Origin of the sequence: Pseudomonas sp. SLBN-26, from assembly GCF_006715895.1 — a bacterium.
GTDB lineage: Bacteria > Pseudomonadota > Gammaproteobacteria > Pseudomonadales > Pseudomonadaceae > Metapseudomonas > Metapseudomonas otitidis.
Genome location: NZ_VFOB01000001.1, coordinates 4,385,967 through 4,404,464, shown reverse-complemented (window position 1 = coordinate 4,404,464; position 18,498 = coordinate 4,385,967). Strand labels below are relative to the sequence as shown.

The following is an 18,498-nucleotide window of genomic DNA, read 5'->3' as shown; positions in this document are numbered from 1 at the left end:
GCTGCCTTACCCCCCTTCATTCCGTGCGGCGCAGTATCAGCAGATGGCGTTGGCCTTGGCAACCGGGAACCGCGAGGGTGTGCTCCGCTTCGACCTTGAAGTCTTCGGGCATGCGCGCCAGTTCGTCATCCGGGCGCAGCCCCTTCATGGCCAGCCAATGGGTGTCGCGGTCGCCCAGGTGGCGGGTCCAGTTGGCGAAGTCCTCCAGGGCACTGAATGCGCGGGAGACGATGCCGGCGAAGGGTTGCTCCGGACGGAAGGCTTCGACGCGTGCGTTGACCACACCGAGGTTGTCCAGACCGAGCTCCAGCTTCACCTGGGTGAGGAAGCGGGTCTTCTTGCCGTTGGAGTCCAGCAGGGTGAAGCGACGCTCGGGGAACAGGATCGCCAGGGGCACGCCGGGCATGCCGCCGCCGCTGCCGACGTCGAGCCAGTCATTGCCACGCTCGGCGACGAAGGGCACCACGCTGAGGCTGTCCAGCAGATGGCGCGACACCATCTCGTCGGGGTTGCGCACAGCGGTGAGGTTGTAGGCCTTGTTCCACTTGATCAGCAGGGCCAGGTAGCCCATCAGCAGCTCATGCTGACGGGCATCGAGCGCTACGCCCAGGGTCGCGGCGCCCTGGGTCAGTTCTTCGGCGTGCCGGGAGGTGACGAGGGACATCAGGCACTTCTCTCCAGCGACTGACCGGCACCACGCTTCTTCAGGTGGATCAGCAGCAGCGAGATGGCCGCCGGGGTGACGCCGGGGATGCGCGAGGCCTGCCCCAGGGTCTCCGGACGGGCGTTGCCCAGCTTGTGCTGGATCTCCTTGGACAGCCCGGAGATGGCGGCGTAGTCCAGGTCATCGGGCAGGCGGGTGTTCTCGCTGGCGCGTAGGCGAGCGATCTCGTCCTGCTGGCGGTCGATGTAGCCGGCGTACTTGGTCTTGATCTCCACCTGTTCGGCCACCTGCGGATCCTCGGCGCCGTTGCCGGTCACTTCCACCAGGCCGGCGTAGTCGATCTCCGGGCGGCTGAGCAGGTTGAGCAGGTTGTATTCGTGGGTGAGCGGCGTGCCGAAACGCTCGGCGATCGCGTCGCCCTGGGGCGTACCGGGGCGTACCCAGGTGCTTTTCAGGCGCTGCTCTTCCAAGGTGATGCCCTCGCGCTTGGCCTCGAAGGCGGCCCAGCGACGGTCGTCCACCAGGCCCAGTTCGCGACCTTTTTCGGTCAGGCGCAGGTCGGCGTTGTCCTCGCGGAGGATCAGCCGGTACTCGGCCCGCGAGGTGAACATGCGGTAGGGCTCCTGGGTACCCAGGGTGATCAGGTCATCCACCAGCACGCCGATGTAGGCCTCATCGCGACGCGGGCACCAGGCTTCACGGCCTTGGGCACGCAGTGCGGCGTTGGCGCCGGCCAGCAGGCCCTGTGCACCGGCCTCTTCGTAGCCGGTGGTGCCGTTGATCTGCCCGGCGAAGAACAGGCCGCCGATGACCTTGGTCTCCAGGCTGTACTTGAGGTCGCGCGGGTCGAAGTAGTCGTACTCGATGGCGTACCCGGGACGCACGATGTGGGCGTTCTCCATGCCACGGATGGAGCGGACGATGTCCAGCTGCACATCGAAGGGCAGCGAGGTGGAGATGCCGTTCGGGTACAGCTCGTGGGTGGTCAGGCCTTCCGGCTCGAGGAACACCTGGTGGCTGTCCTTGTCGGCGAAGCGGTGGATCTTGTCCTCGATCGACGGGCAGTAGCGCGGGCCGACCCCTTCGATGACTCCCGAGTACATCGGCGAGCGGTCGAGGTTGCTGGCGATGATCTCGTGGGTGCGGGCATTGGTGTGGGTGATCCAGCAACTGACCTGGCGCGGGTGCTGCTCCTTGTTGCCCAGGAAGGACATCACCGGGATCGGCGTATCGCCGGGTTGCTCGGTCATCACCGAGAAGTCGACGGAGCGGCCATCGATGCGCGGCGGGGTGCCGGTCTTCAGGCGTCCGACCCGCAGGGGCAGCTCACGTAGGCGGTGAGCCAGGGCGATGGACGGCGGGTCGCCGGCACGACCACCTGAATAGTTCTGCAGCCCGATGTGGATAAGTCCGCCGAGGAAGGTGCCAGTGGTCAGTACCACGGATTCGGCATGGAAGCGCAGGCCCATCTGGGTCACGACCCCCTTCACCTGGTCGTTTTCCACAATCAGGTCGTCGCAGGCCTGCTGGAATATCCACAGGTTCGGCTGGTTTTCCAGGATCTCGCGAATCGCCGCCTTGTAGAGAACACGGTCAGCCTGGGCACGTGTAGCGCGTACTGCCGGGCCCTTGCGGCTGTTGAGTACGCGGAACTGGATGCCGCCCAGGTCGGTGGCAGTGGCCATGGCGCCACCCAATGCATCGATTTCCTTGACCAGGTGGCTCTTGCCGATGCCGCCGATGGCCGGGTTGCAGCTCATCTGGCCCAGGGTTTCGACGTTATGGGTCAGCAGCAAGGTCTTAACGCCCATGCGGGCGGATGCCAGCGCGGCCTCGGTACCGGCATGACCGCCGCCGATCACGATCACGTCAAAACGGGAAGGGAAATCCACCACGCACCTCGTGCCTGTTCTGGAAGGGGGAAATAGGGAAGGCCGCAAGTATAGGGATTTAGCCTTCTTGAATGAAGCCTTCTGCACAAAAAATAGCCAATTGGTGATTCCGTAAGTTTTCCACACCCGCTTTCCCTGACTAACCACGTCTTGTGGAAAACCTTCGCGGGTAGAAAAAGAAAAGAGAAGAGAATTTCTTAAAGAGCTTGTTCTTGTGTTTATGTATGGTGAAGCACCTTTCTGTGGATAAGTACCTGTAAGCCACTAAACAAAATGCGTGTAGCCAAGGATAAGCCTGTCGAGTTCCTGGCGGTTTCCTGGGGGATGCCCGTGTCGGGCCTGTGGATGAAAGATGCCCTTATGCACAGGGCAGTTATCCTCCGTCTTTTACCCAGGGTTATGGACGGGGTTCAGGCCAGGTTATCAACAGGGTTTATTCGGCGCGCAGCCGCCCGTTCCACGCTGCCGTGGGTTGGCAGCATGGGGAGGGGGGAAGTGGTCGTGGGGGGCGGAGCGGCTACTTGCCGATGCAGAAGCTGGAGAAGATCCGGCCCAGGAGGTCGTCGGAGCTGAATGCACCGGTGATTTCGCCCAGGGCCTGCTGTGCAAGGCGCAGGTCTTCCGCCAGCAGCTCGCCAGCGCCCAGGTGGGTGAGCTGATCACGGCCATGATCCAGATGGGTGCTGGCCTGCCGCAGGGATTCCAGGTGCCGGCGGCGGGCGCTGAAGCTGCTCTCGGCGGTCTGCTCGTAGCCCATGCAGGCCTTGAGGTGATCCCGCAGCAGCTCGAGGCCGGCGCCGGAGCGTGCACTGAGGCTCAGGGTGGCGTGGCCGTCGGCGGAGATTTCCAGCCCCACGGCTTCGCCGCTCAGGTCCGCCTTGTTGCGGATCAGCGTCACCCGGGCGGGGTCGGGCGAGGTGTCGAGGAACTCCGGCCAGAGGGCGAAGGGGGCGGCCGCTTCCGGTGCATTGGCGTCCACCACCAGCAAGACGCGGTCAGCCTCGTTGATGGCCTTCAGGGCACGTTCCACGCCAATCTTTTCCACATGGTCGTCGGTGCTGCGCAAGCCGGCGGTGTCCACCACGTGAAGGGGCATGCCGTCGATGTGGATATGTTCACGCAGCACGTCTCGGGTGGTACCGGCGATGTCGGTGACGATGGCTGCCTCTCGCCCCGCCAGGGCATTCAGCAGGCTGGACTTGCCGGCGTTGGGGCGCCCGGCGATGACAACGGTCATGCCGTCCCGCAGCAAGGCGCCCTGCCCTGCTTCCTTGAGGACTGTGGATAAGTCCGCGCGAACGCCGTCCAGCAGGCCGAGCACATGGCCATCGGCGAGGAAGTCGATTTCCTCTTCCGGAAAGTCGATGGCGGCCTCGACATAGATGCGCAACTGGATGAGTCGCTCGGTCAACCCGTGTACCCGAGCCGAGAAAGCGCCCTGCAGGGAGCGCAGGGCATTTCGCGCGGCCTGTTCGGAGCTGGCTTCGATCAGGTCGGCGATCGCCTCGGCCTGGGCCAGGTCGAGCTTGTCGTTGAGGAAGGCGCGCTCGCTGAACTCACCAGGGCGTGCCAGGCGTGCGCCCAACGCGAGGCAGCGTTTGAGCAGCAGGTCGAGCACCACGGGGCCGCCGTGCCCCTGCAACTCTAGGACGTCTTCCCCGGTGAAGGAGTTCGGTCCGGGGAAGTACAGGGCAAGCCCTTCGTCCAGGGCGCCGTTCTCGCTGTCCCGGAAGGCGCCGTAATGGGCGAATCGGGGCTTGAGCGAGCGACCTGTGACGGCCTCGCCGATCTGTCCCGCCAGGGGACCCGAGACGCGCACGATACCGACACCACCCCGACCCTGGGCGGTGGCGACGGCGGCGATGGTTTCACGGGGCGCGTTCATGGGCTCTCCTTCAACGAGCGGATAGCAAGACGCCCCACGATGGGGGCGTCTTTTTTCAGGCGGTTCTGGCGTCAGGCACTGGCCTTGGTGGACGCTTCGATCTGCCGGGTAATGTACCACTGCTGTGCAATGGACAGGCAGTTGTTGACCACCCAGTAGATCACCAGGCCGGCCGGGAACCACAGGAAGAAGAAGGTGAAGATCACCGGCATCAGCTTGAGGACCTTGGCCTGCATCGGATCCGGCGGGGTCGGGTTCAGGTGCTGCTGGATGAACATGGTGGCGCCCATGATGATCGGCAGGATGAAGAACGGATCCTTGATCGACAGGTCGGTGATCCAGAACATCCAGGGGGCCTGGCGCATCTCGACGCTTTCCAGCAGTACCCAGTACAGGGCCAGGAAGACCGGCATCTGCACCAGGATCGGCAGGCAGCCGCCCAGCGGGTTGATCTTCTCTTTCTTGTACAGCTCCATCATCGCCTGGGACATCTTCTGGCGATCGTCACCGAACTGTTCCTTCAGCGCCTGCAGCTTGGGCGATACGGCACGCATGCGGGCCATGGACTTGTAGCTGGCGGCGGAGAGGGGGAAGAAGGCGAGCTTGATCAGCACGGTCAGGGCGATGATCGACCAGCCCCAGTTGCCGATCAGGCTGTGGATATGTTGCAGCAGCCAGAAGATCGGCTGAGCGATGAACCACAGGAAGCCGTAGTCGACGGTCAGTTCCAGGCCTGGGGAGAGTTCCTTCAGGTGGTTCTGGATCTTCGGACCGGCGTACAGCACGGCCGAGCTTTCACCCTGGCCACCCGCGGCGACGTTGAGGCTGGAGCCGACGAAACCGACGATGTAGTTGCCCTTGGTGTCCTTGCGGGTCTGGATGATGTTGGTCTGGCCTTTTTCAGGAATCCAGGCCGTCACGAAGTAGTGCTGCAGCCAGGCGACCCAGCCGCCATCGACGGTTTCCTTGAACTCCTGCTTGTCGATGTCCTTGATGGAAATCTTCTTGTAGGGCTCGCTCGGGGTCCAGACGGCGGCACCCAGGTAGGTGGAGACGCCGGTGGCGGTGCTGGAGGACGGATCACCGCTGCCGTCACGCTTGAGCTGGGCATAGAGGTTGCCGGTCCAGGGCTGTCCGCTCTGGTTGTCGATGCGGTAGGTCACCTTGAGGTCGTACTGGCCGCGGGTGAAGGTGAAGCGCTTGGTGTAGTTCACACCGGCGTCGCTGTAGGTCAGGTCGACCACCAGCTGATCCTGGCCGTCGGCCAGCTTGTACTGACGCTGGGCAGAGGCATACACCGGGCGGCCGCTGGCACGACCATCCGGGCCATTGGCACCGATCAGACCGCTCTGGGCCAGGTAGGTACGCTCGTTGCCGTTGTCGAACAGCTGGAACGGAACATCCGGGTGATCCTGGCGACGGGGGTACTTCGGCAGCGTCAGCTGGACGATGTCACCACCGTTCGGGTCGATGGCGATGTTCAGCACGTCGGTGTCGACACGGATCAGCTCATTGCTCGGCGCGCTCTGTGCCGTCATGGGGGCGCTGGCCTGGCCAGGTCCCTCGGCGGTGGGCACGTCGTCGCTGCTGCGTTGGGCCGGCGAACCGGTTTCCGGCAGGGAAGACGGTGCACTGGAGGCGGCGGTGCTGGTGGTCGGCAGTGCGGCCTGGCCGTAGTCCTGGTTCCACTGGAGAACCATGAGGTAGGACACGATCGCCAGGGCGACTATCAGGATCGAGCGTTGGATATCCATGATTACTCGGCCATCGAAGAGGATTGGGATGTGTTGGCAGGGGGAACCGGGTCGTAGCCGCCGGGGTTCCAGGGGTGACAGCGACCCAGTCGACGCAGGGTCAGCCAGCCACCACGCAGGACGCCATGACGTTCGATGGCCTCCTGTGCATAACAGGAACAGCTGGGATAGAAGCGGCAGTGACTGGCCATCAGCGGGCTGATGGCGTAGCGATAGAACTGGATCGGGACGAGGGCCAGTTTACGCATGAGGGGTGTCGGCCATCCCTGGTTCGGTCGGAGACTCAGGGCGAGGCCGGCTGCGTGCAAGGCGCTTCCAGAGTTTGCCGAATTGCTGCTTGAGCTCTTCGTTCTCCAGATCGCCCAGGCCTCGCTTGGCCACGATCACGATGTCCCAGCCAGCCAGCAACTCAAGGTTGTGGCGGAAGGATTCGCGTATCTGGCGTTTGAGGCGGTTGCGCTCGACGGACAGCTTGACGCTCTTCTTGCCGATCACCATGCCCAAGCGGGGATGATCGAGGGCGTTGTCACGTGCGAGCAGCAGGACATTCCTGCCGGGGACCTTGCCGGAAGGGGAGTCGAAGACCGCCTTGAATTGCCGGGGGACCAGTAGTCGCTTTTCCCGGCCGAAGCCTCGACTCACCACCTGTTCCGGGTGAATCAGACGGTCAGGCGCTTGCGGCCCTTGGCGCGGCGACGCGACAGGACTTGGCGGCCGTTCTTGGTGGCCATACGAGCACGGAAACCGTGGGTACGAGCGCGCTTGAGGGTGCTGGGCTGGAAAGTGCGTTTCATGATTCGTTACCTGGTTGATCACAACGGGCCGAGGTGGCCCCCGTTTAAGAGACCGGCAATTCTAGAGAAATGGCGTGAGCAGGTCAATTTCCAACCAGCGATGAATCCCAGGCAGGAATAGATAGAAAAGAAGACGGATTAAAGAAGGATGAATGAGCTTACAGATGTAGTGAGACCCTCTGCCTGTGGAAAACTGCCTCAAGGGGCCGGGTTGCGCACAAGCTGGCCCGGGAAAAGCCTGTCAGCAAGTCGGGGAGCAGCTGTGCCGGGGCTGTTGGCAAGCGGGGCATAAATCGGTCCGTTGTCCACAGGCTCTTTGTGCACTGGGTTATCCAGGGCCTTGTATACCGAGCTAAGCGGTCGTTATCCACAGCTTTCACGGGCTATCCCAGGTGCTGCGTGGTGCGTCAATAAGACATTGATTTTCCTTGGCGAATCGACGAATTGCATGTGGATAACTTGGCCGCTGACCGCTACACTATGCGCCAGCTTTTTCACCGCACTCCTTTCCTACCTGGGGGACATCCGTGTCAGTGGAACTTTGGCAGCAGTGCGTCGATCTTCTGCGCGACGAACTGCCCGCCCAGCAATTCAACACCTGGATCCGTCCGTTGCAGGTCGAGGCCGAGGGTGACGAACTCCGGGTCTACGCCCCCAATCGTTTCGTATTGGACTGGGTCAATGAAAAGTACATGGGTCGCCTGCTGGAGTTGCTCAGTGAGCGAGGCAATGGCCTGGCGCCTGCGCTGTCGTTGCTGATCGGCAGCAAGCGCAACCCACCGCCGCCCCGTGTCGCGCCCGTTCCGGTTTCCGCGCCACCTGTGATCACCCCTGCGCCGGTTGCGCCGGTGGCTGCACAGCGTGTCGAGACCGTCGAGGAAAGCCGCGCGAGCCTCGATCCGCTCGCTTCCGTCTCGGCACCGCCGGCCGTTCGCACGGAGCGTTCGGTGCAGGTCGAGGGGGCGTTGAAGCACACCAGCTACCTGAACCGCACCTTCACCTTCGAGAACTTCGTCGAAGGCAAGTCCAACCAGTTGGCCCGTGCTGCAGCCTGGCAGGTGGCGGACAACCCGAAGCACGGCTACAACCCGCTCTTCCTTTATGGGGGCGTGGGCCTCGGCAAGACCCACCTGATGCACGCGGTGGGTAACCACCTGCTGAAGAAGAACCCCAACGCGAAGATCGTCTACCTGCACTCCGAGCGTTTCGTCGCTGACATGGTCAAGGCGTTGCAGCTGAATGCGATCAACGAATTCAAGCGCTTCTACCGCTCGGTGGACGCGCTGCTCATCGACGACATCCAGTTCTTCGCCCGCAAGGAGCGTTCCCAGGAGGAGTTCTTCCACACCTTCAACGCCCTGCTGGAGGGTGGCCAACAGGTGATCCTCACCAGTGACCGCTATCCGAAGGAGATCGAGGGGCTCGAGGAGCGCCTGAAGTCCCGCTTCGGCTGGGGCCTGACGGTGGCCGTGGAGCCGCCGGAGCTGGAGACCCGTGTGGCGATCCTGATGAAGAAAGCCGAGCAGGCCAAGGTCGACCTGCCACACGATGCCGCGTTCTTCATCGCCCAGCGCATCCGCTCCAACGTCCGTGAGCTGGAAGGTGCGCTCAAACGGGTCATCGCCCATGCGCACTTCATGGGGCGCGAGATCACCATCGAGCTGATCCGTGAATCCTTGAAGGACCTGCTGGCCCTGCAGGACAAGCTGGTCAGCATCGACAACATCCAGCGCATCGTCGTCGAGTACTACAAGATCAAGATGTCGGACATGCTGTCCAAGCGCCGCTCGCGCTCCGTCGCGCGGCCGCGCCAGGTGGCCATGGCACTGTCCAAGGAACTGACCAACCACAGCTTGCCGGAAATCGGCGACGCCTTTGGTGGACGAGACCACACGACTGTTCTGCATGCCTGTCGTAAGATTGCGGAACTCAGGGAATCCGACGCGGATATCCGCGAGGACTACAAGAACCTGCTGCGTACACTGACCACGTGACTGTTCAAGCGCAGCCCATTGAGGCAAGGGACTAGACCATGCATTTCACCATTCAACGCGAAGCCCTGTTGAAACCCCTGCAACTGGTCGCCGGCGTCGTCGAGCGCCGCCAGACCTTGCCGGTCCTCTCCAATGTGTTGCTGGTGGTTGAAGGCCAGCAGCTGTCGCTGACCGGTACCGACCTTGAGGTCGAGCTGGTCGGGCGCGTAGTCCTCGAAGAAGCGGCTGAGCCGGGTGAGATCACCGTACCGGCGCGCAAGCTGATGGACATCTGCAAGAGCCTGCCCAGCGATGCGCTGATCGATATCCGCGTCGACGAGCAGAAGCTGCTGATCAAGGCCGGCCGGAGCAAGTTCACCCTCTCCACCCTGCCTGCCAATGACTTCCCCACCGTGGAAGAAGGCCCGGGCTCGCTGAACTTCAGCCTGGTGCAGAGCAAACTGCGTCGCCTGATCGAGCGCACCAGCTTCGCCATGGCCCAGCAGGACGTGCGCTACTACCTCAACGGCATGCTGCTGGAAGTGAACGCCGGCGTGCTGCGCGCCGTTGCCACCGATGGCCACCGCCTGGCGATGTGCGCCATGCAGGCCGGCATCGAAGGCGTGGATCGTCACCAGGTGATCGTGCCGCGCAAGGGCATCCTCGAACTGGCGCGCCTGCTCACCGAACAGGATGGCGAAGTCCGCATCGTGCTCGGCCAGCACCACATCCGCGCCACCACCGGCGAGTTCACCTTCACCTCCAAGCTGGTCGACGGCAAGTTCCCGGACTACGAGCGTGTGCTGCCCCGTGGCGGCGACAAGCTCGTCGTTGGTGATCGCCAGGCTCTGCGTGAGGCCTTCAGCCGCACCGCGATCCTGTCCAACGAGAAGTACCGCGGCATTCGCCTGCAACTGGCGGCCGGCCTGCTGAAGATCCAGGCCAACAACCCGGAGCAGGAAGAGGCGGAAGAGGAAGTGGCCGTCGAGTACGGTGGCAGCAACCTGGAGATCGGTTTCAACGTCAGCTACCTGCTCGACGTGCTGGGTGTGATGACCACCGACCAAGTGCGCCTCATCCTGTCCGACTCCAACAGCAGCGCCCTGCTCCAGGAAGCCGACAACGACGACTCGTCCTATGTCGTCATGCCGATGCGCCTGTAACACGCTCGATGTCCCTCAGCCGCGTCACCGTCACCGCGGTGCGAAACCTGCACCCGGTGACGCTCTCCCCCTCCCCCCGCATCAACATCATCCATGGCGACAACGGCAGCGGTAAGACCAGTCTGCTCGAAGCCATTTACCTGCTCGGGCTTGCCCGGTCCTTCCGCAGCAACAAGCTGCAGCCTGTCATCCAGCACGACCAGCCAGCCTGCACGGTCTTCGGCCAGGTCGAACTCCTGGAGGGGCGTAGCAGCAGCCTGGGCATATCCCGGGAACGGAATGGGGAGTTCCAGATCCGTATCGACGGGCAGAATGCCAAGAGCGCTGCTCAGCTTGCCGAGACCTTGCCGCTTCAAGTCATCAATCCGGACAGCTTCCGTCTTCTGGAAGGTGCCCCAAAGATTCGTCGGCAGTTTCTCGACTGGGGAGTGTTCCACGTGGAACCTCGTTTTCTCCCCGCCTGGCAGCGCCTGCAGAAGGCGCTGAGGCAGCGGAACTCGTGGCTCCGGCATGGTACACTTGACGCCGTTTCGCAGGCGGTCTGGGACCGTGAACTGACTCTCGCGAGTGCGGAAATCGATGGCTATCGACGAGCCTATATCCAGGCGTTGAAGCCGGTTTTCGAGCGCACCCTGCAGGAGCTGGTACAGATCGAAGGGCTCACCCTCAGCTATTACCGCGGATGGGACAAGGACAAGGAGCTTGCCGATGTGCTGGCCACTTCCCTTCTCCGCGACCAGCAAATGGGGCATACCCAAGCCGGCCCCCAGCGTGCCGACCTGCGGTTGCGATTAGGCGGGCATAACGCCGCCGAGATTCTTTCCCGAGGCCAGCAGAAGCTGGTGGTGTGCGCGTTGCGCATCGCCCAGGGGCACCTGCTCAACCAGGCCAAACATGGCCAATGCATCTATCTGGTGGACGACCTTCCGTCTGAACTGGATGAACAGCACCGGCGCGCCCTTTGCCGTTTGCTGGACGAATTGGATTGCCAGGTATTCATCACCTGCGTCGATCACGAACTAATGAGGGACGGCTGGCGAACGGATACGCCGGTAGCCATGTTCCACGTGGAACATGGTGGTATCACCCAGACCTTTGATCATCGGAGTGAAGCATGAGCGAGAACAACACGTACGACTCTTCCAGCATCAAGGTGCTGAAGGGACTGGACGCCGTACGCAAGCGCCCGGGTATGTACATCGGCGATACCGACGATGGGACCGGTCTGCACCACATGGTCTTCGAAGTGGTGGACAACTCCATCGACGAAGCCCTGGCGGGTTACTGCTCCGAGATCAGCATCACCATCCACACCGATGAGTCGATCACCGTCCGTGACAACGGCCGGGGCATTCCGGTGGATATCCACAAGGAAGAAGGGGTCTCCGCTGCCGAGGTCATCATGACCGTGCTTCACGCCGGCGGTAAGTTCGACGACAACACCTACAAGGTGTCCGGCGGCCTCCACGGCGTGGGGGTTTCCGTGGTCAACGCCCTGTCCGAGGAGCTGCGCCTGACCATCCGCCGTGCAGGCCAGGTCTGGGAGCAGATCTATCGCCACGGCGTTCCCCAGTTCGCCCTGCGTGCCGTTGGCGAGACCGACGGAACCGGCACCGAGGTGCACTTCAAGGCCTCTGCCGAGACCTTCACCAATATCCATTTCAGCTGGGACATCCTCGCCAAGCGTCTGCGCGAACTGTCCTTCCTCAACTCCGGCGTGGGCATCCTCCTGCGTGACGAGCGCAGCGGGAAGGAAGAAATGTTCAAGTACGAGGGCGGCCTGAAAGCCTTCGTCGAGTACCTGAACACCAACAAGACCATCGTCAACGAGGTCTTCCACTTCAACATCCAGCGCGAAGAAGACGGCGTGGGTGTCGAGGTGGCGCTGCAGTGGAACGACAGCTTCAACGAGAACATCCTCTGCTTCACCAACAATATTCCCCAGCGTGACGGCGGTACCCACCTGGCAGGCTTCCGCTCTGCCCTCACCCGTCACCTGAACAACTATATCGAGCAGGAAGGCCTGGCGAAGAAGTACAAGATCGCCACCACCGGCGACGATGCCCGTGAAGGACTGACCGCCATCATCTCGGTCAAGGTGCCGGATCCGAAGTTCAGCTCGCAGACCAAGGACAAGCTGGTCTCCAGCGAGGTGAAGACCGCCGTTGAGCAGGAAATGGGCAAGTACTTTGCCGACTTCCTGCTGGAGAACCCCAACGAAGCCAAGGCCGTCGTCGGCAAGATGATCGATGCCGCCCGCGCCCGTGAGGCTGCGCGCAAGGCCCGCGAGATGACCCGTCGCAAGGGCGCCTTGGATATCGCCGGCCTGCCCGGCAAGCTCGCCGACTGCCAGGAGAAGGACCCTGCCCTTTCCGAACTCTACATCGTGGAGGGTGACTCCGCGGGTGGTTCGGCCAAGCAGGGCCGCAACCGCAGGACCCAGGCCATCCTCCCGTTGAAGGGCAAGATCCTCAACGTGGAAAAGGCCCGTTTCGACAAGATGCTGTCCTCCCAGGAAGTCGGCACCCTGATTACCGCACTGGGCTGCGGGATCGGGCGCGAGGAGTACAACATCGAGAAACTGCGCTACCACAACATCATCATCATGACCGACGCCGACGTGGACGGTTCGCACATCCGTACCCTGCTGCTGACGTTCTTCTTCCGTCAGATGCCGGAGCTGATCGAGCGCGGCTACGTCTACATCGCCCAGCCGCCGCTGTACAAGGTCAAGCGTGGCAAGCAGGAGCAGTACATCAAGGACGACGAGGCCATGGACGAGTACATGACCCAGTCGGCCCTGGAAGACGCCAGCCTGCACGTCAACGAGAACGCCCCGGGCCTGTCGGGCGAAGCCCTGGAGCGTCTGGTCAACGAATACCGCGCCGTCATGCGCACCCTCAAGCGTCTGTCCCGCCTGTACCCGCAGGAGCTCACCGAGCACATGGTCTACCTGCCCCGCGTCAGCGTGGAGCAGCTGTCCGACCAGGGCGCGATGGAGGGCTGGCTCAAGCAGTTCGAAGAGCGCCTGAAGGGTGCGGAGAAGTCCGGCCTGACCTACTCCATCAGCCTGCGTGAAGACCGCGAGCGCCACCTGTGGCTGCCCGAAGTCCAGCAGACCGCTCATGGCCTGTCGCACTACGTGACCTTCAACCGCGACTTCTTCGCCAGCAATGATTACCGCCAGGTCACTACCCTCGGCGAGCAGCTCAACAGCCTGCTGGAAGAGGGGGCCTACGTGCAGCGTGGAGAGCGCCGCAAGCCCGTCAGCAGCTTCAAGGACGCCCTGGCCTGGCTGATGACCGAGAGCACCAAGCGCCACACCATCCAGCGATACAAAGGCCTTGGCGAGATGAACCCGGAGCAGCTGTGGGAAACCACCATGGACCCGAACGTCCGCCGCATGCTCAAGGTGACCATCGAGGACGCGATCGCCGCGGACCAGATCTTCAACACCCTGATGGGCGATGCGGTGGAACCCCGCCGCGACTTCATCGAGAGCAACGCTCTGGCGGTGTCCAACCTCGACGTGTAACCCACCCGAGTGCTTGGCTATGCTTCCAGCCCCGGCCCTGTGCCGGGGCTTTTTATTGGGAACAGGAAAGGAGTGCGCCACATGCAGGAAACCCAAGGCTCGCCGGAGGCAGCGGCCGTCAGCGATGACGTGCTGATGGACTATCTCGAGCGACAGCTGCGCAGCGGCAGGGTAAAGGTCGGCGTGCTGATGGTGCAGTTCGAGAAGGCATTCCCCGGTGTGGAGCGGGATCGCCTGGTGCGCTGTTTCAATGCACTGGAATCGCGCTACCTGAAGCGCTGAATCCCGTCCGGGCAATCAGTTTATGCACCAATCGTCGGTTTTCCAGGGGAAAGCTGTGAGGCCCGACTGGCGCGGGCCTCAGGCTGGAAACAATCAATAGGCGGAATTTTTATCCACAGCTTTTCAACAGATCAGGCAGGCGTGGAGTCCGCCGCTTCCACAGGCTGGGGCGCGGCGCCTTCGATCCGCTGCTGGGCCTGCTCGACCCATGCGTAGGCGCGGTCGTTCAGGTCGGCAATGGCACGAGGCCCCTCCCCTTCTGCGTACATCGCCGGGCCGATCTCCACCTGGATGGTGCCGGGGTACTTGGCCCAGCCCACCTTGGGCCAGAACAGCCCGGCGTTGTGCGCTACCGGCAACACCGGCAGCCCTGCGTTGACTGCCAGTGCAGTACCGCCGCGGGAGAACTTGCCCATCTGCCCCACCGGAACCCGGGTCCCTTCGGGGAACACCAGCACCCAGGCCCCCTGGCGCAGGCGCTCGTCGCCCTGGCTGGCGAGCTGCTTTAGCGCAGCCTTGGGGTTGCTGCGGTCGATGGCGATGGGGCGCAGCAGGGCCATTGCCCAGCCGAAGAACGGCACGTAGAGCAGCTCGCGCTTCACCACCTGGCTGAGGGGTTCGAAGAAGCCGGAGAGGAAGAAGGTTTCCCAGGTGCTCTGGTGCTTGGAGAGGATCACGCAGGGCGTCTGCGGGATGTTCTCCATGCCCCCAACGCGGTAGTCGACACCCGCCACCACCTTGGCCAGCCAGACCGCGAAGCGGCACCAGCGCCAGATCACGAAGCGGTAGCGTGCGCGGAACGGCAGGAAGGGCGCGACCAGGAAGCTGATCGTGCCCCAGACGAAGGCACTGGACGACAGCAGCAGGTAGAAGAGGACGGTTCTGATGGCCTGCACTGTCGTCATGGTTCCTTGCCTTGGCTAACTGAGGAGATGGTTGGCGACGGCCGCCAGGTCGTCGAATACGAGGACGTCCCCGGGCACGCCTTTGGCCAGGGTTCGCTCGCCCTTGCCGGTTCTAACCAGCACAGGCTGACAATCGACGGCTCTGGCCGCCTCCAGGTCACCGCTACTGTCGCCGACGAACCAGATGCCGCCCAACGGTACGCCGTAGTGCTCGGCAATCTGCAGCAGCATGCCCGGCTTGGGTTTGCGGCAGTCGCAGCCGTCGTCGGGCCCGTGGGGGCAATGGACGATCAGGCCGACGTCGCCGCCCTGCTCCGCCACCCGCTCACGCAGCCGCGCATGCATGGCGTCGAGGGTTTCCAGGGGGTAGTAGCCACGCGCGATGCCCGACTGGTTGGTGGCCACGGCCACGGTCCAGCCCGCACGCGAGAGGCGCGCAATGGCCTCGATGGCGCCCGGGATCGGGATCCATTCATCGAGGCTTTTGATGTAGGCGTCGGAGTCATGGTTGATGACGCCGTCGCGGTCGAGGATGAGCAATTTCATGGTGCGTCCTGGCAGCCAACCGCAGACGTGTCGCCTGCGGTTGGCTCAGCCTTTAGCCGAGAACGGAGATGTCGGCGGCGCCGAGGAACAGGCCGCGCAGCTTCGCCAGCAGGGCGTAGCGGTTCGCACGGACGGCCGCGTCATCGACGTTGACCATCACCGCCTCGAAGAACGCATCCACCGGCTCGCGCAGGCTCGCCAGGCGGCCCAGGGCTTCGCTGTAGCAACGGGCGGCTGCCATGGGGGCCACGGCACGCTCGGCCTCTGCCACGGCCGCGGCAAGGGCCTTCTCGGCGTCTTCCTGCAGCAGGGCGCTGTCGACCACGGCCGGTACTTCGCCTTCGGCCTTGCCCAGCAGGTTGGAGACGCGCTTGTTGGCGGCGGCCAGGGCTGCGGCTTCGGGCAGGGCGCGGAAGGCCTGCACGGCTTGCACGCGCTGGTCGAAGTCCAGGGCCGAGGTCGGCTTGAGGGCACGGACGGAGAGGTACACCGCCACATCCACGCCTTCGTCTTCGTAGCGGGCGCGCAGGCGGTCGAAGATGAAGTCCAGCACCTGGGTGGCCAGGCCGTCCGCCTTCACCTTGTCGCCGTACTGGGCGATGGCGAAGCCGACGGCGTCGTCCAGGTCCAGGTCCAGCTTCTTCTCGATCAGGATGCGCAGTACGCCGAGGGCCTGGCGGCGCAGGGCGAAGGGGTCCTTGCTGCCGGTGGGCAGCATGCCGATGCCGAAGATACCCACCAGGGTGTCCAGCTTGTCGGCCACCGCCAGCGCAGCACCGGTCAGGGTCTGCGGCAGCTCGGCGCCGGCGCCACGCGGCATGTACTGCTCGTTCAGGGCGTGGGCGACGTCGTCCGCTTCACCATCGTTCAGAGCGTAGTAGTAGCCGGCGATGCCCTGCATCTCCGGGAACTCGCCGACCATCTCGGTGGCCAGGTCGCACTTGGCGAGGATGCCGGCACGGGCGGCTTTCACCGGGTCGGCGCCGACGCGCTCGGCGATGTGGGCGGCCAGTGCGGAAACGCGCTCGGCCTTCTCGTACACGGTGCCGAGCTGGGCCTGGAACACCACGTTCTTCAGGCGCTCGTTGAAGGTTTCCAGCTTCTGCTTCTTGTCCTGCTTGAAGAAGAACTCGGCGTCGGTCAGGCGCGGACGCACGACCTTCTCGTTGCCCGAGATGATCTGCGCCGGGTCCTTGCTCTCGACGTTGGCCACGGTGATGAAGCGCGGCAGCAGCTTGCCGTTGGCATCCAGCAGGCAGAAGTACTTCTGGTTGTCCTGCATGGTGGTGATCAGGGCTTCCTGGGGCACCTCGAGGAAGCGCTCCTCGAACGAGCACACCAGCGGCACCGGCCACTCGACCAGCGCCGTCACCTCGTCCAGCAGGTCCGCCGGTACCACGGCGCTGCCCTTCTGCTCGGCAGCCAGTTGGTCGACGCGCTTGGCGATCAGCTCGCGGCGCTCGGCGAAGTCGGCCAGCACGTAGGCGGCGCGCAGGTCCTCCAGGTAGCTGGAAGGCTTGCTGATGCGGATGTTCGCGGGGTTGTGGAAGCGGTGGCCACGGGACTCGCGGCCCGCCTTCTGGGCGAGGATCTCGCAGTCCACCACGTCATCGCCGAAGAGCATCACCAGCCACTGGGTCGGGCGCACGAACTCTTCACGGCGCGCAGCCCAGCGCATGCGCTTGGGAATCGGCAGGGCGGCCAGGGAAGCCTCGACGATGCCGGCCAGCAGGCCCTTGGCGGGTTGGCCGGGGATGGTCTGGCTGAACTTCAGCTTCGGCCCGCTGGTGTCGATCTGGGCCAGGTCGACGCCGCACTTCTTGGCGAAGCCGAGGGCGGCCTGGGTCGGGTTGCCGGCAGCGTCGAAGGCGGCCTGCAGCGGCGGGCCGTCGAGGTTGACGCTGCGGTCGGGCTGCTGGGTGGCCAGTTGCTCGACCAGCACCGCCAGGCGGCGCGGCGCGGCGTAGACGCGGGCGGCGCCGTGGCTCAGGCCGGCCGTCTTGAGGCCGCCGAGGATGCCGGCGAGGAAGGCGTCACCGAGGGACTTGAGGGCCTTGGGCGGCAGCTCTTCGGTGCCCAGTTCGACGAGGAAATCTTGTGCACTCATTCTTCCGCCTCCAGCTTGGCCAGTACTTCGTCACGCAGTTCGGGGGTCGCCATGGGGAAGCCCAGGCGCGCGCGCGCCTGCAGGTAGCTCTGGGCCACGGCGCGGGCCAGGGTGCGCACGCGCAGGATGTAGCGCTGGCGCTCGGTCACGGAGATTGCGCGGCGGGCATCCAGCAGGTTGAAGGTGTGGGAGGCCTTGAGGACCATCTCGTAGGTCGGCAGCGGCAGCTGCAGCTCGATCAGGCGGTTGGCCTCGCTCTCGTAGAAGTCGAAGAGTTCGAACAGCTTCGGCACGTTGGCGTGCTCGAAGTTGAAGGTGGACTGCTCCACCTCGTTCTGGTGGAACACGTCGCCGTAGGTGACCACGCCGAAGGGGCCGTCGGTCCACACCAGGTCATAGACCGAGTCCACGCCCTGCAGGTACATGGCCAGGCGTTCCAGGCCATAGGTGATCTCGCCGGTCACCGGGTAGCACTCGATGCCGCCGACCTGCTGGAAGTAGGTGAACTGGGTGACTTCCATGCCGTTCAGCCAGATTTCCCAACCCAGGCCCCAGGCGCCGAGGGTGGGGGACTCCCAGTTGTCCTCGACGAAGCGGATGTCGTGCACCAGCGGGTCGATGCCGATGGCCTTCAGGGAGCCCAGGTACAGCTCCTGGAAGTTCTCCGGGTTGGGCTTCAGGACCACCTGGAACTGGTAGTAGTGCTGCAGGCGGTTGGGGTTCTCGCCGTAGCGGCCGTCAGTGGGGCGGCGCGAGGGCTGCACGTAGGCGGCGTTCCAGGTCTCCGGGCCGATGGCACGGAGGAAGGTGGCGGTGTGGAAGGTACCGGCGCCCACTTCCATGTCGTAGGGCTGGAGCACCACGCAGCCCTGCTCGGCCCAGTACTGCTGCAGGGCGAGGATCAGGTCTTGGAAGGTGCGCACGGCGGGCGTAGTCTGGCTCACGAATTTCACCTGTGCTGGGTATTCGACTGAAAGGGCGCGAGTATACCCGATCCG

At 63.8% G+C, this 18,498-nt stretch carries 16 protein-coding genes; 5 read left to right on the top strand and 11 right to left on the bottom strand.

The genetic code is table 11. The features are described from left to right. Window positions 1-16 precede the first annotated feature (16 nt). The 7 genes from rsmG to rpmH all read right to left on the bottom strand — a co-directional run bounded on the left by rsmG (window position 17) and on the right by rpmH (window position 6,989). Entirely contained in the window at window positions 17-664 is a 648-nt protein-coding gene (gene rsmG, locus FBY21_RS20425) for a 16S rRNA (guanine(527)-N(7))-methyltransferase RsmG (RefSeq protein WP_044410031.1), read from the bottom strand. Further along, the gene (gene mnmG / locus FBY21_RS20420; protein WP_142013277.1) at window positions 664-2,556 is read right to left on the bottom strand and encodes a tRNA uridine-5-carboxymethylaminomethyl(34) synthesis enzyme MnmG; all 1,893 of its coding nucleotides are present in this window, start codon (window positions 2,554-2,556) and stop codon (window positions 664-666) included. The genes rsmG and mnmG overlap by 1 nt, the downstream gene beginning before the upstream one ends. A gap of 517 nt (window positions 2,557-3,073) precedes the next feature. Further along, window positions 3,074-4,441 (bottom strand): tRNA uridine-5-carboxymethylaminomethyl(34) synthesis GTPase MnmE, encoded by a 1,368-nt coding sequence (gene mnmE / locus FBY21_RS20415; protein WP_142013275.1) that lies wholly within the window; start codon window positions 4,439-4,441, stop codon window positions 3,074-3,076. Between the two features lie 71 nt (window positions 4,442-4,512). Then, the gene (gene yidC, locus FBY21_RS20410) at window positions 4,513-6,195 is read right to left on the bottom strand and encodes a membrane protein insertase YidC (RefSeq protein ID WP_142013273.1); all 1,683 of its coding nucleotides are present in this window, start codon (window positions 6,193-6,195) and stop codon (window positions 4,513-4,515) included. Window positions 6,196-6,197: 2 nt separating this feature from the next. Beyond that, a complete protein-coding gene (gene yidD / locus FBY21_RS20405; protein WP_074969834.1) occupies window positions 6,198-6,443 on the bottom strand; it encodes a membrane protein insertion efficiency factor YidD in 246 nt (81 codons plus the stop codon). After that, window positions 6,436-6,840, bottom strand: coding sequence for a ribonuclease P protein component (gene rnpA, locus FBY21_RS20400; protein WP_074969836.1), 405 nt, complete (start codon window positions 6,838-6,840; stop codon window positions 6,436-6,438). The genes yidD and rnpA overlap by 8 nt, the downstream gene beginning before the upstream one ends. Window positions 6,841-6,854: 14 nt before the next feature. Next, window positions 6,855-6,989 carry a 50S ribosomal protein L34 gene (gene rpmH / locus FBY21_RS20395; RefSeq protein WP_003458028.1) on the bottom strand — a complete coding sequence of 45 codons (135 nt, stop codon included), beginning with the start codon at window positions 6,987-6,989 and terminating at the stop codon, window positions 6,855-6,857. Window positions 6,990-7,516: 527 nt separating this feature from the next. Here rpmH and dnaA point away from each other — a divergent pair. From dnaA to FBY21_RS20370, 5 genes are all read left to right on the top strand, one after another. Next, a complete protein-coding gene (gene dnaA, locus FBY21_RS20390) occupies window positions 7,517-8,983 on the top strand; it encodes a chromosomal replication initiator protein DnaA (protein WP_044410048.1) in 1,467 nt (488 codons plus the stop codon). Between the two features lie 38 nt (window positions 8,984-9,021). Then, window positions 9,022-10,125 (top strand): DNA polymerase III subunit beta, encoded by a 1,104-nt coding sequence (dnaN, locus tag FBY21_RS20385; RefSeq protein ID WP_044410051.1) that lies wholly within the window; start codon window positions 9,022-9,024, stop codon window positions 10,123-10,125. An 8-nt stretch (window positions 10,126-10,133) separates the two neighbouring features. Next, entirely contained in the window at window positions 10,134-11,243 is a 1,110-nt protein-coding gene (gene recF / locus FBY21_RS20380) for a DNA replication/repair protein RecF (RefSeq protein ID WP_074969840.1), read from the top strand. Further along, window positions 11,240-13,660 carry a DNA topoisomerase (ATP-hydrolyzing) subunit B gene (gene gyrB / locus FBY21_RS20375; RefSeq protein WP_044410057.1) on the top strand — a complete coding sequence of 807 codons (2,421 nt, stop codon included), beginning with the start codon at window positions 11,240-11,242 and terminating at the stop codon, window positions 13,658-13,660. The genes recF and gyrB overlap by 4 nt, the downstream gene beginning before the upstream one ends. 81 nt (window positions 13,661-13,741) lie before the next feature. Next, window positions 13,742-13,942 carry a hypothetical protein gene (locus FBY21_RS20370; protein WP_107330185.1) on the top strand — a complete coding sequence of 67 codons (201 nt, stop codon included), beginning with the start codon at window positions 13,742-13,744 and terminating at the stop codon, window positions 13,940-13,942. Window positions 13,943-14,073: 131 nt separating this feature from the next. Here FBY21_RS20370 and FBY21_RS20365 read toward each other — a convergent pair whose 3' ends face one another. The 4 genes from FBY21_RS20365 to glyQ are packed head-to-tail and all read right to left on the bottom strand — an operon-like array spanning window position 14,074 to window position 18,444. Beyond that, a complete protein-coding gene (locus FBY21_RS20365; protein WP_142013271.1) occupies window positions 14,074-14,847 on the bottom strand; it encodes a lysophospholipid acyltransferase family protein in 774 nt (257 codons plus the stop codon). A 15-nt stretch (window positions 14,848-14,862) separates the two neighbouring features. Continuing rightward, entirely contained in the window at window positions 14,863-15,393 is a 531-nt protein-coding gene (gmhB, locus tag FBY21_RS20360; RefSeq protein WP_074969844.1) for a D-glycero-beta-D-manno-heptose 1,7-bisphosphate 7-phosphatase, read from the bottom strand. A 52-nt stretch (window positions 15,394-15,445) separates the two neighbouring features. Beyond that, entirely contained in the window at window positions 15,446-17,500 is a 2,055-nt protein-coding gene (gene glyS / locus FBY21_RS20355; protein WP_044410069.1) for a glycine--tRNA ligase subunit beta, read from the bottom strand. Beyond that, entirely contained in the window at window positions 17,497-18,444 is a 948-nt protein-coding gene (glyQ, locus tag FBY21_RS20350) for a glycine--tRNA ligase subunit alpha (protein ID WP_142013269.1), read from the bottom strand. The genes glyS and glyQ overlap by 4 nt, the downstream gene beginning before the upstream one ends. Between the last annotated feature and the right edge of the window lie 54 nt (window positions 18,445-18,498).

Excerpts from the sequence above, each read along its gene's own strand:
- rsmG (WP_044410031.1), bottom strand. The coding sequence starts at position 664 with ATGTCCCTCGTCACCTCCCGGCACGCCGAAGAACTGACCCAGGGCGCC.
- mnmE (WP_142013275.1), bottom strand. The coding sequence starts at position 4,441 with ATGAACGCGCCCCGTGAAACCATCGCCGCCGTCGCCACCGCCCAGGGT.
- yidC (WP_142013273.1), bottom strand. The coding sequence starts at position 6,195 with ATGGATATCCAACGCTCGATCCTGATAGTCGCCCTGGCGATCGTGTCC.
- yidD (WP_074969834.1), bottom strand. The coding sequence starts at position 6,443 with ATGCGTAAACTGGCCCTCGTCCCGATCCAGTTCTATCGCTACGCCATC.
- rpmH (WP_003458028.1), bottom strand. The coding sequence starts at position 6,989 with ATGAAACGCACTTTCCAGCCCAGCACCCTCAAGCGCGCTCGTACCCAC.
- dnaN (WP_044410051.1), top strand. The coding sequence starts at position 9,022 with ATGCATTTCACCATTCAACGCGAAGCCCTGTTGAAACCCCTGCAACTG.
- recF (WP_074969840.1), top strand. The coding sequence starts at position 10,134 with ATGTCCCTCAGCCGCGTCACCGTCACCGCGGTGCGAAACCTGCACCCG.
- gyrB (WP_044410057.1), top strand. The coding sequence starts at position 11,240 with ATGAGCGAGAACAACACGTACGACTCTTCCAGCATCAAGGTGCTGAAG.
- FBY21_RS20370 (WP_107330185.1), top strand. The coding sequence starts at position 13,742 with ATGCAGGAAACCCAAGGCTCGCCGGAGGCAGCGGCCGTCAGCGATGAC.
- FBY21_RS20365 (WP_142013271.1), bottom strand. The coding sequence starts at position 14,847 with ATGACGACAGTGCAGGCCATCAGAACCGTCCTCTTCTACCTGCTGCTG.
- gmhB (WP_074969844.1), bottom strand. The coding sequence starts at position 15,393 with ATGAAATTGCTCATCCTCGACCGCGACGGCGTCATCAACCATGACTCC.
- glyS (WP_044410069.1), bottom strand. The coding sequence starts at position 17,500 with ATGAGTGCACAAGATTTCCTCGTCGAACTGGGCACCGAAGAGCTGCCG.